Origin of the sequence: Thiorhodococcus drewsii AZ1, assembly GCF_000224065.1 — a bacterium.
In the GTDB taxonomy this organism is placed as follows: domain Bacteria; phylum Pseudomonadota; class Gammaproteobacteria; order Chromatiales; family Chromatiaceae; genus Imhoffiella; species Imhoffiella drewsii.
In genome coordinates this window covers 1-1,918 of sequence record NZ_AFWT01000099.1, presented here as the reverse complement: position 1 = coordinate 1,918, position 1,918 = coordinate 1, and the positions used below count along the sequence as shown (strand labels likewise).

At 67.0% G+C, this 1,918-nt stretch carries 1 protein-coding gene and 1 pseudogene; one reads left to right on the top strand and one right to left on the bottom strand.

The window, feature by feature from the left end:
- A partial coding sequence (locus THIDRDRAFT_RS23075) for a tetratricopeptide repeat protein (RefSeq protein WP_007043363.1) occupies positions 1 to 1,303 on the top strand: 1,303 nt, incomplete at its 5' end.
- Between the two features lie 170 nt (positions 1,304 to 1,473).
- Here THIDRDRAFT_RS23075 and THIDRDRAFT_RS26990 read toward each other — a convergent pair.
- Positions 1,474 to 1,918: pseudogene (locus tag THIDRDRAFT_RS26990) on the bottom strand (integrase core domain-containing protein); the annotation flags it as partial.

Here is a 1,918-nt window from a genome sequence, read left to right as displayed (position 1 = left end):
CCAGGCGGCGCAGTCCGATCCCCGGCGCGGGCGCCACTGGCACCTGGCCCGGCTCTATCTGGGGCCGACCGGCGGCGGCGCGCTCGCGGGCAAGGGGTTGCCCAAACGCAGGCTCGCCAGCGAGACCTGCGCGGACCAGTTCCTGGACAGCGAGCGTGGCGAGGTCCCGGTCGCCCGGCGCGCCGAGTTCGTCGGTCGCCGCCGTCAGATCCAGTCCGTGCTGCGCGCCTTCCGCGACGGGTCTCCCGGTGTGCTCGTCCAAGGGATGGGCAGCCTCGGCAAGTCGAGCCTATCCGCACGCATCGCCAGCCGCCTGACCGGGCACCGCACGGTGGTCATCTTCGGCGATTATGACGCCCTGACCATCCTCGACCGACTGCTCGAGGCCGTCCCGGTCCAGCAGCGCCAAGTCGCCCGCGACACCTGGCGCGAGGCCGTGCTGGCAGACCCGGGCGCACTGACCGAGGCACTGGAAGACCTGCTGGAAGGCCCGCTGGACGCCGACCCCGTGCTGCTCGTCGTCGACGACCTGGAGTCCGTCCTCGAGACACCGGCGCCATCCGCGCCACTGACTCCCGTGCAGCCGGACTACCGTGTCCCGCTGGCCGCCGTCCTGACCGCCTTCGCCCGCGCGTCGACCGCGTCGCGTCTGCTGCTGACCAGCCGCTACCGCTTCACCCTGTCGGACAGCCGTGGCCGTGACCTGGCCGAGGCACTCGACCCTGTCCCGCTGCGCCCGATGGACGGGCTGGAGCGCCGCAAACAGCTCGGTGCCACCGCGCGCACGGCCAAGACCGCCGAGCCGACGACCGCGCGCTGGCTGTTCGACACCGAGCAGGACGCCAGGCGGGCGCAGGCCGAGGTGCTGCGGCCATCCCTGGAGAGGCTCGACGCCTACGGCGCCGAGCCGTCCCATGGTCTCCTGCTGATCGCGGTGGATTGCGCCGAGCTTATTGGTGACATCAAGGCAGAGGAGTATGCGCTGAAACGACTGTTGCGAATCAGCTCGCCAGGCTATGAGCGTGGCTCGGCACTCCTGCGGTTGGCCGCAAAGTCCAAGCGCATGGGTGCTCTGGATTCCGCTTTAGAAGCCTACAGTTCGGCTGTGGCGGAATTCGTTTCAGGCGCTAGCGACCGAGATATTGCTATTGCCCAAGGTGGTATCGCCGACATCCTCCACGCGAGCGGTAACCTCGACGAGGCACTTCGCATCCGCATTGCGGAGCAGCTCCCCGTTTACGAGCGCCTCGGCGATGTGCACTCCAAAGCCGTCACCATGGGCCGGATCGCCGACATCCTCTAGATCCGGCGCAGATTCGAAGAGGCTCTACACATCCGCACCAATGAAGAGCTTCCCGTCTATGAATACTTCCGCGATGTACGCTCCAAGGCTGCAGCCATGGGACAGATCGCCGACATCTTTCGGGCTTGCGGCAACCTTGATAGAGCCCTGCACATCCGTATCCCCCTCTGTCAGGATAGATGTCGCGTCGCTCCGGTGTCGTTGTGCAGGCTGTCGACCTCCTTCTTTGACGTCGGTTTTCCGGGATTGAGGAGCACGACAGCGTCGGGCTCCCAGTTGCGGGTCGCCCCGCTCCAGCGCTTGGGGTGTTGCACCCGGGCGGCCTCCTAGAGCCGCGCCCGGTCGATCAGGATGCGCTGGTCTTCCTCCCGATGGCGCTGCCCGGGTGTGACGAACTTCAGGGCGCTATGGCGATGGTGCTCGTTGTACCAGTCGACGAATCCGGCGACCCAGGTGTGGGCATGTTCGAGATCCTCGAAGGTCTTGCCACGGTGGGCAAGTTGGTCATGCGCGCGCAGCACGCGATAGAAGCTCGCCTCCGAGGCGATGTAGCGCCCCTGATCGGCCAACGTCGGAACGATCTGACTGGGCGGACGATCGGCGAATTCGGGGCCG